The sequence below is a fragment of the Bacillus sp. PSXD-155 genome (assembly GCF_049310765.1).
Classification (GTDB): domain Bacteria; phylum Bacillota; class Bacilli; order Bacillales; family Bacillaceae_G; genus Bacillus_A; species Bacillus_A cereus.
This window is the reverse complement of the sequence record NZ_JBMOWC010000001.1, coordinates 274125-283375: the sequence shown is the minus strand read 5'-3', so window position 1 is coordinate 283375 and position 9251 is coordinate 274125. Positions and strand designations below refer to the sequence as shown.

Below are 9251 nucleotides of genomic sequence, written 5' to 3'. Positions count from 1 at the left end.
GGAGGTGAAATACATGAAAAAATGGATCAATCCAAAAATGGACTCTCTATCTATCACGAAGTTTGATAATAAGATTGTGTCAATTGAATCTTCATTATATGCAAGCAGTGGTCACCGTGGAGAGCTTACAAGACCCTAGTTCTTGGTTAAGAAATATAACCTGAAAAAACACCCTTAAAGGGAGGTGAAATACATAAGAAAATGGATTGATTCAAAAATGGACTCTCTATCTATCACGAAGTTTGATAATAAGATTGTATCAATTGAATCTTCGTTATATGCAAACAGTGGTCACCGTGGAGAGCTTACGAGAAACTAGCTCCTGATAGGGATGGAGCTAGTTCTCTATCCTTTTCAAACTAGGACTGTGTTAAAGGTTATTGCTGATTTTATAACTATTGATAGGCCTGGAAGTTTTGAGATTACTGTGGGAACATGGCCGAGGTGGGGTTAAGCTACAAACCAATGAATAAATTTTGACATGGATTAAATAATAAAAAAGTGAGGGGTTTATGATGAAAAAATATGAGTATATTGAAACTGGAAGTACAGCGATAGTAGATATAGAAGGAATAGATCCGATATTCTTAAACGAAACTGCGGCATCGATAATAAAAATGCATATTGATGGCATAACACTAGAAGAAATAAAGAATAAGCTAATGAATGAATACGCAATTCCTGATAAGGACATTAAGAATTTTGAAAATCAGGTTGAGTCAACAATTAGCAACTTTGAAAATACGTTAAATAATGGCGAGTGAGTTGATATGATGCTGAAAGGTTCGGAAAGGAATTTCAACTTTTTTGGTAATGTAATAAACGTAGAAAGTAATGACTCTTATCTATTAAATCAATTAACTTATATTTATAGGGAGTATTTGGATTACCAAACAACATCTCCTGATTATTATATTAAAATTGATAATCGTTCCTCGCATAACATGATGGTTAGTGAGATGTTATCTGATGATAGGCTAGTAATTCTTCATGGATCAGATGAAGGTTCACTTTCTAAATGGGTTGATGAAGCCACATTTCTTCCACCAATTACAGTACCTTATTTTAGAAAGAAATATTCATTTTTTCATGGGTGTGCAATTAGAGTTAATAATAAAACAGTAGCCCTATTTGGTCCGAGTCGCTCAGGTAAGACGACCCTAATGATGAAATTAATGGAAGAGGGTTACCTGTTAATTAGTGATGATTTATTAGTAATTGATAATAATACGGGAGAGATTATTCCTTTTAAAAAACCAATAGGACTTAGAAATACTACAAAAGAGTATCACGAGGGAAAATTTAAAAAGATAATTGATAAATTACCTGTTGAAATTCCTACATTTCACATAGGTAATATTGGTTTAACTACAGAGTTAATTCATATCAATGATGTTCCGGGATGGGGATATTATGAGAACGTAAGTAAAATAGATTCCATATTTTTTGTAGACAAGCATACAGAACCGGTAGATAATCCTTATGATTTTTTCAAATTGATTAGCAATCAGGCTTGTTTAGCTGATAACCCCTTCGATACAGTATTGAAGATATTTAAGAACTTAAATACTACTTCTATGAGATTGGATATTCGTGATCAAAATGCTGGCAATCAAATACTAGAGAGTATTGGGGATAAATTCTTAAATTAAATCATGTACACGAGCACATTATTTTGGAATCTAATTTTCGAATTTTTTTTATCTGAAAATCTCATTTAATGTGCTATTTTCTTCACTTTATTCCAGGTTACGCATAATCATTTTTTTAAAGAGGGATCAATTGAAATGCAATCTTGTATGACTTTATAGCTATGGGGTATAGAGATTATATTAATGGCTTATCCTTATGAACTAAAATCTTTTACAAATTTCGCGATACTTTCATCCCATACCTAAAGGCAGACTAAAGTCCGGTATGAGCTTCCCTTATCGCGAAATCTGTAAACGAATGAGTGTTTCTATTTATGCGATATATTGCGTATAATTATATTTTAAATATATATCTACTAGTTAATAATCTTTCATATATAAAAAGCTGAAACAGGGGTTCAGCTTTTTATTTTTGCACCAGAAAAAATAGATTCCTAATAATAAGGAACTGTATTTCTTATGTATATCTGTTATATGATTAGCTTTTATATACAGGAATTTATCATGTTAATTTCTTATTCTTAATTCATTATAAATCATATCGAAGTTTGGGATGAAGGAGGATATAGAATATTGTATAAACCTGAAAAGTGTTATCATGTCAAAGAAACAAATGAGTATAATGACATGATAATTAAATTTAAAATTGGCTAAAAACAGGGTTATTTTCAATATTTAAATTTATGAAATGCCTTTTTCGATACTCGAACAAACCCTTTTATAAAAGGGTTTGTTTTTTTGTGTAATTTTGCAGGCGATGTTGCTATAATGAATAGCGGAATACAGTAAGGTTATTCGTTTCAAAATAAAGTGAAACTGTAATCAGTGGGGGTATCTCACTAATTATTATTCACTAATCGGGATAAAACGGAACCTTTGCGTAGTCTTAGCGTAATGACACGTATTTATGATATGATTATATGATGTGATAGCGCTGAAAGGGGAAGAACGATGATCTATTTTGATAATAGTGCGACGACGAAGCCATATCCAGAAGCTCTTCAATCGTACGTGACGGTTGCTGGGAAATATTTTGGTAATCCTTCTTCTATTCATTCGCTTGGAGGAGAGGCAGAGCGTCTATTAACACAATCAAGAACGATTGCAGCGCAGCTTCTTCACGTTAAACCTTCTGAAATTATTTTCACATCAGGTGGAACGGAAGGGAACAACCTTGCGATTAAAGGGATAGCGATGAGGAATCGTTCGCGCGGCAAACATATCATTACAACAAATATTGAACACGCGTCTGTGTTTGAGGCATATAAGCAATTAGAAGAACTCGGATTTGATGTAACATATTTACCGGTTAACGAGCATGGTGTTGTATCGGTAGAGGATGTAAAACGAGCACTTCGTGAAGATACGATTCTTGTATCAATTATTCATGTGAACAACGAAACTGGAGCAATTCAGCCCGTTGCTGAAATTGGAACGTTATTATCGAATCATCCGAAAATAAGATTCCATGTAGATCATGTACAAGGGATAGGAAAAGTACCGCTTGATTTATATGCTTCTCATATTGATCTTTGCTCAATATCTGGACATAAATTCCACAGTGTAAAAGGAACGGGTCTTCTTTATATACGTGATGGCGTAAGATTAGATCCGATTTTATCAGGTGGTCAACAAGAGCTTAAGTATCGCTCTGGTACAGAGAATTTACCTGGCATTGTAGCGATGGTGAAAGCTCTTCGCATGACAATGGAACAAGTGAAAGAAAAGGTAGCTCATTTGCAAAGTTTACAAGCAGAGCTTGTCAGCTTCTTTAAAGAGATGGAAGATGTGACAATTAATACATCGCTTGCATATGCAGCACCGCACATTTTAAATGTATCATTTGTTGGTTTAAAACCAGAAGTAGTCGTTCATGCTTTAGAAGAGCACGGTGTATATGTATCGACGAAGTCTGCTTGTTCTTCAAAAGCAAATGAAGTGAGCAGAGTGTTAGTGTCAATGGGAGTGCCGCATGCAGCAGCTGCAAGTGCTATTCGTATTAGTTTGGCACCAGACAACACGATGGAAGAAGTAAAACAATTTGAAGGTATTGTAAAAGAGACGATGCCAAAATTATATGAAGTGATGAGGTAAAGAAATATGATGACATATGAATATATTTTAGTGCGTTACGGAGAAATGACGACAAAAGGTAAAAACCGTTCTAAATTTGTAAGCACATTAAAAGATAACGTGAAGTTCAAACTGAAAAAGTTCCCAAATATTAAAATTGATGCAACGCATGACCGTATGTACATCCAGTTAAATGGTGAAGATCATGAAGCAATCTCTGAAAGATTGAAAGACGTATTTGGTATTCATAAGTTTAACTTAGCGATGAAAGTACCATCAGAATTAGAAGACATTAAAAAAGGTGCATTAGCAGCGTTCTTACAAGTAAAAGATGATGTGAAAACATTTAAAATTACAGTGCACCGTTCTGATAAGCGCTTCCCAATGAAGACGATGGAGTTACTTCCAGAAATCGGTGGGCACATTTTAGAAAATACAGAGGATATCACAGTAGACGTCCATAATCCAGATGTGAATGTACGTGTAGAAATTCGCAGTGGTTACAGCTATATTATGTGTGGTGAGCACATGGGAGCTGGCGGTTTACCAGTTGGCGTTGGCGGAAAAGTAATGGTACTTCTTTCTGGTGGTATTGATAGCCCAGTAGCAGCGTACTTAACGATGAAACGCGGCGTATCTGTGGAAGCAGTTCACTTCCATAGCCCACCTTTCACAAGTGAGCGTGCAAAACAAAAAGTAATCGATTTAGCACAAGAGTTAACGAAATACTGTAAACGTGTAACGCTTCACCTTATTCCGTTTACAGAAGTGCAAAAAACGATTAATAAAGAAATCCCATCTAGCTATTCAATGACGGTTATGCGCCGTATGATGATGCGTATTACAGAGCAGATTGCTGAGGAGCGTAATGCACTTGCAATCACAACTGGTGAAAGTCTTGGACAAGTAGCAAGCCAAACATTAGATAGTATGCATACGATTAACGAAGTAACAAACTACCCAGTTATTCGTCCGCTTATTACGATGGATAAATTAGAAATTATTAAAATTGCTGAAGAAATCGGCACGTATGATATTTCAATTCGTCCATACGAAGATTGCTGTACAGTATTCACACCAGCTAGCCCGGCGACGAAGCCGAAGCGTGAAAAAGCAAATCGATTTGAAGCGAAATACGATTTCACACCGTTAATCGAACAAGCTGTAGCGAACAAAGAAACAATGGTATTACAAACAGTTGAAGTAGTGGCGGAAGAAGAAAAATTCGAAGAACTTTTCTAAAACCATAAATTACCATATCTAAAATGTGTATGAAGTCATGTTATTTATCACACTCTATACTCACAAGGAGGTGATATAACATGGCACGTAGCACAAATAAATTAGCGGTTCCTGGTGCTGAATCAGCATTAGACCAAATGAAATACGAAATCGCTCAAGAGTTTGGTGTTCAACTTGGAGCGGATGCAACATCTCGCGCTAACGGTTCTGTTGGTGGCGAAATTACAAAACGTCTAGTTTCACTAGCTGAGCAACAATTAGGCGGTTTCCAAAAATAATCCCATATACGATGGCTTAGAAAGGGCGGGTTTTCCCGCTCTTTCTTTTTGTTGTTCAAATTAGTATAAATTCATTTCGACAAAAGCATAAAAAAATTGTCAAAAGAAGAGGGTTCAAAATTTACTGAAAATTCTTTATTATATAAGGGAGGCATAAAGAAAAAGGAGGATGTTTATGAAGAGAGAGGAATTGTTGGCACCACCATCTTATAATTTAGTTTCAGAAATAGAGAAATATACAGACGATAAAGAGAAGCTTGCTTTAATTTGGCAAGATGATAAAGGGAATAGACGAGAAGTTACATATTTTGAATTAATGCAAGGTGCAAATAAAATTGGAAACGCTTTTATAAAAAGTGGCTTACAAAAAGGGGACAAGCTCCTTATTATGATGCCGCGCTTAATTGAAGCATACATGACGTATATCGCTGCGATTAAAGCAGGATTTGTTGTAATTCCGAGTTCGGAAATGTTGCGTAAAAAAGATATCGAATATCGAATTGGACATGGCGAAGTAAAAGCGATAGTAAGCTATGAGCCGTACATTGGACAGTTTGATGATATAGAAGCAATGGAATCTCTTCAAAAATTCGTCCTGAGCGAGCAGTCAGTAGAGGGATGGATCAATTTAAAAACAGCATTAGAAACAGAAAGTGACATGTTAGAAATGGCGAAAACAGATAAAGAAGATATGGTCTTTTTATCTTACACGTCAGGGACGACAGGAAACCCGAAAGGTGTCGTTCATACGCACGCGTGGGCATACGCTCATTTACGTACAAGCGCCCCAAATTGGCTCGGAATTGAAGAGAATGATGTTGTATGGGCAACGGCTAGTCCAGGGTGGCAAAAGTGGATTTGGAGCCCGTTTTTAGCAACTCTCGGTTCAGGGGCAACAGGATTTGTATACAACGGTAAGTTTGAACCGAAAACGTATTTAAATTTATTAGGCGATAATAAGGTGAATGTGCTTTGTTGTACACCGACTGAGTATAGATTAATGGCAAAGGTAGAAGATTTAAGCGAGTACAATTTAGAGGCGTTACATAGCGCTGTATCCGCAGGTGAGCCGTTAAATAGAGAAGTCATTGGAACATTCCAAAAGCACTTTGATATTACAGTAAGAGACGGCTATGGGCAAACGGAAAATACACTACTTGTTGGTGTAATGAAAGGGATGGATATTAGACCAGGATCAATGGGGAAACCAACGCCAGGTAACCACGTCGATATCGTAAATGAGGAAGGTATTCCAGTTAAAGTAGGCGAAGTTGGTGATATTGCAGTTCACATTGAAACGCCGGCACTCTTTAAACAATATTATAAAGACGATGAGCGTACAGCGATGCAATTCCGCGGTGATTATTATATTACAGGTGATAAAGCGAAGAAAGATGAAGACGGCTACTTCTGGTTTGAAGGGCGCGGTGATGATATCATTATTAGCTCTGGTTATACAATCGGGCCGTTTGAAGTAGAGGATGCGCTTGTAAAACATCCTTACGTAAGAGAATGTGCGGTTGTCGCAAGTCCTGATGAAATTCGCGGAAGTGTCGTGAAGGCATTTATCGTATTAAGAGAGAATATAGAAAAGAACGAAGAAATATTAATTCCAACACTCCAACAACACGTCAAAGAACTCACTGCACCATATAAATACCCTCGCAAAATTGAATTTGTAGATGAACTACCAAAAACGATTTCTGGAAAAATTCGCCGTATTGAACTTAGAAAACAAGAGATGGAGATTCCGTCAAAATAATTTTGAAAACAGTGAAGTAAATAGTTGAATGAAATGCAAAACAATGATAATATAAAAACGAACACAAGTTCGATTTTATAAATTTAAAAAAGAGGTGTCCGTATGATTTTAGGTATTAATCCGTACTTAGTTTTAGATGGTAGTGGGCAAGAAGCTGTACAGTTTTATAAAGAGGCTTTAGATGCAAAAGTAGAAGTCATGCAAACTTTTGGTGACATGCCTGAAAATCCAGAATACCCGATTCCAGCTGAAGCGAAAGAGCGCGTTTTACACGCTACTTTAAAAGTTGGTAATACGGATCTTATGATTTCTGATACATTCCCAGGTCAAGGGCATGCAATCGGATCTCAAGTAACAATCGCAATTCAAATTAGTAATGCAGAAAAAGCAAAAGAAGTATTCGATAAGTTACAAGAAGGTGGAGAAGTTATCATGCCACTTCAAGAAACATTCTGGAGCCCAGCATACGGACAAGTAAAAGATAAATTTAATATTGAATGGCAAGTTACAACGTCTACTACTGAACAAAAGTAATTTTTAGAAAAGCACCATGTTTTGAAATGGTGCTTTTTTTTATACAATAAAAAATAAAGGAGATGGGATATATGGGAGAAATTTGGTATGGCGGTACCATTTACACAATGAGAGAAGAAAATGAAAAAGTGGACGCTGTTTACATTGAAAACGGTACGATCGTTGATTTTGGAAGTAAAGAAGAGTTAGAAAACCAATATGCCGCGGTTACATTGCACGATTTAAAAGGCAAAACAATGATCCCAGGTCTCGTTGATAGCCATATGCATCTTATTGGGCATGGAGAGAGATTACTCCGTCTAGATTTATCAAATTGTACATCTTATGGTGAAGTGCTTACTCTTGTTCAGAAGCGAGTGAAAGAAGCTCCAAAGGGCTCTTGGATTATTGGAGAAGGATGGAATGAAAATAACTTTACAGATACGAAAGATGTTCACGCGCGTGATTTAGATGAAATTTCGAAAGAACACCCCATTTTATTAAAGCGAGTTTGTCGTCACGTTACATGGGTGAATTCATACATATTGCAAGAAGCGAACATAACAGAAGCGACGCAAAATCCAAAAGGCGGGAAAATCGGTAGGGATTCATCAAATAAGTTAACAGGACTTTTATATGAACAAGGACAAGAATTAATTAAACATGTTCAGCCTGAAATTGATGAAGCGTATTTACAAAGAGCTTTGCAAACAGCGATTAAAGATTGCTGGAAATATGGACTTGTAGGCGGGCATACGGAAGATTTAAATTACTACGGTGGTTTTAGAAAAACATATAATGCGTTTTCTCACGTTATAAAAGAAATGCCATTTAAAGCACATTTGCTCGTTCACCATGAAGTAGCACATGAACGAAAAGAATATGAAAATGAACATTATATTGAATTTGGGGCAATGAAAATTTTTTCTGACGGTTCTTTTGGAGGAAGAACAGCATTATTAAGTGAACCGTATGAAGATGCAAAGGAAACGAATGGGGTTGCAATTTTCACGCGTGAAGAACTTGCAGAATTAGTGAAGAAAGCACGAGACTTACATATGCCAGTTGCGATTCATACTATCGGTGACTTGTCGCTTGAATATGTTATTGATGCACTCGAATTATATCCACCAGCAGAAGGGTTACGTGACCGTATTATTCATTGTCAGCTTGCTCGTGAAGAGTTGATAGAAAGAATGAAAAACTTGCAAGCCATTATCGATATACAGCCAGTCTTTCTTTCATCAGATTTTCCATCAGTCATTGAAAAACTGGGAGAACACCGTCTTCGTTATGCGTATGCTTGGAAGACATTACTGGAAGCAGGACTACATTGTAATGGTGGCTCAGATGCTCCTATTGAACAAGTAAATCCGTTTCTAGGCATATATAGCGCTGTTACACGTAGAAGTTTTATTGACGGTGTATGTTATATGCCTGAGGAAAGATTAACCGTATATGAGGCTGTTTCTTTATTTACAACAGGGAGTGCCTATGCAATCGGAAAAGAAGCGAAACGAGGGCAAATTACAAAAGGATATGAAGCAGACTTTACAATATTAGACCACAATATTTTTGAAATTGAGGCAGAAGAAATAAAAGAAGTACAAGCAGAAATGACCGTAATAGATGGCCGAGTTGTCTATAGAAAAGATGTGTAAAAATATATCAGCGATTATTAAAATATATCGAATTACCGACAAAAACTGACAAGAATAACGGCCGGATAGT

General features: G+C 36.3%; 8 protein-coding genes. All 8 read left to right on the top strand.

Annotated elements, in window-relative coordinates; genetic code table 11:
• The first annotated feature begins 515 nt into the window (after nt 1-515).
• The 8 genes from ACO6VI_RS01440 to ACO6VI_RS01405 all read left to right on the top strand — a co-directional run bounded on the left by ACO6VI_RS01440 (nt 516) and on the right by ACO6VI_RS01405 (nt 9181).
• Nucleotides 516-764 carry a PqqD family protein gene (locus ACO6VI_RS01440; RefSeq protein WP_063548768.1) on the top strand — a complete coding sequence of 83 codons (249 nt, stop codon included), beginning with the start codon at nt 516-518 and terminating at the stop codon, nt 762-764.
• A gap of 6 nt (nt 765-770) precedes the next feature.
• Nucleotides 771-1652 (top strand): hypothetical protein, encoded by an 882-nt coding sequence (locus ACO6VI_RS01435; protein ID WP_063548766.1) that lies wholly within the window; start codon nt 771-773, stop codon nt 1650-1652.
• Between the two features lie 951 nt (nt 1653-2603).
• Entirely contained in the window at nt 2604-3746 is a 1143-nt protein-coding gene (locus ACO6VI_RS01430) for a cysteine desulfurase family protein (protein WP_000638976.1), read from the top strand.
• Between the two features lie 6 nt (nt 3747-3752).
• Nucleotides 3753-4967: a tRNA uracil 4-sulfurtransferase ThiI gene (gene thiI / locus ACO6VI_RS01425; protein ID WP_000989275.1), complete on the top strand. Its 1215-nt coding sequence runs from the start codon at nt 3753-3755 to the stop codon at nt 4965-4967.
• Between the two features lie 80 nt (nt 4968-5047).
• Nucleotides 5048-5245, top strand: coding sequence for an alpha/beta-type small acid-soluble spore protein (locus ACO6VI_RS01420; RefSeq protein WP_000124490.1), 198 nt, complete (start codon nt 5048-5050; stop codon nt 5243-5245).
• A 175-nt stretch (nt 5246-5420) separates the two neighbouring features.
• A complete protein-coding gene (gene mbcS, locus ACO6VI_RS01415) occupies nt 5421-7007 on the top strand; it encodes an acyl-CoA synthetase MbcS (RefSeq protein ID WP_023523171.1) in 1587 nt (528 codons plus the stop codon).
• Between the two features lie 102 nt (nt 7008-7109).
• Nucleotides 7110-7541: a VOC family protein gene (locus tag ACO6VI_RS01410; protein ID WP_000600350.1), complete on the top strand. Its 432-nt coding sequence runs from the start codon at nt 7110-7112 to the stop codon at nt 7539-7541.
• Nucleotides 7542-7612: 71 nt separating this feature from the next.
• Nucleotides 7613-9181 carry an amidohydrolase gene (locus ACO6VI_RS01405; protein WP_098033439.1) on the top strand — a complete coding sequence of 523 codons (1569 nt, stop codon included), beginning with the start codon at nt 7613-7615 and terminating at the stop codon, nt 9179-9181.
• Nucleotides 9182-9251: the final 70 nt, after the last annotated feature.

What these genes read in the sequence shown, in the direction of transcription:
- ACO6VI_RS01440 (WP_063548768.1), top strand. Translation starts at nt 516, where the DNA reads ATGAAAAAATATGAGTATATTGAAACTGGAAGTACAGCGATAGTAGAT.
- ACO6VI_RS01435 (WP_063548766.1), top strand. Translation starts at nt 771, where the DNA reads ATGATGCTGAAAGGTTCGGAAAGGAATTTCAACTTTTTTGGTAATGTA.
- ACO6VI_RS01430 (WP_000638976.1), top strand. Translation starts at nt 2,604, where the DNA reads ATGATCTATTTTGATAATAGTGCGACGACGAAGCCATATCCAGAAGCT.
- thiI (WP_000989275.1), top strand. Translation starts at nt 3,753, where the DNA reads ATGATGACATATGAATATATTTTAGTGCGTTACGGAGAAATGACGACA.
- ACO6VI_RS01420 (WP_000124490.1), top strand. Translation starts at nt 5,048, where the DNA reads ATGGCACGTAGCACAAATAAATTAGCGGTTCCTGGTGCTGAATCAGCA.
- mbcS (WP_023523171.1), top strand. Translation starts at nt 5,421, where the DNA reads ATGAAGAGAGAGGAATTGTTGGCACCACCATCTTATAATTTAGTTTCA.
- ACO6VI_RS01410 (WP_000600350.1), top strand. Translation starts at nt 7,110, where the DNA reads ATGATTTTAGGTATTAATCCGTACTTAGTTTTAGATGGTAGTGGGCAA.
- ACO6VI_RS01405 (WP_098033439.1), top strand. Translation starts at nt 7,613, where the DNA reads ATGGGAGAAATTTGGTATGGCGGTACCATTTACACAATGAGAGAAGAA.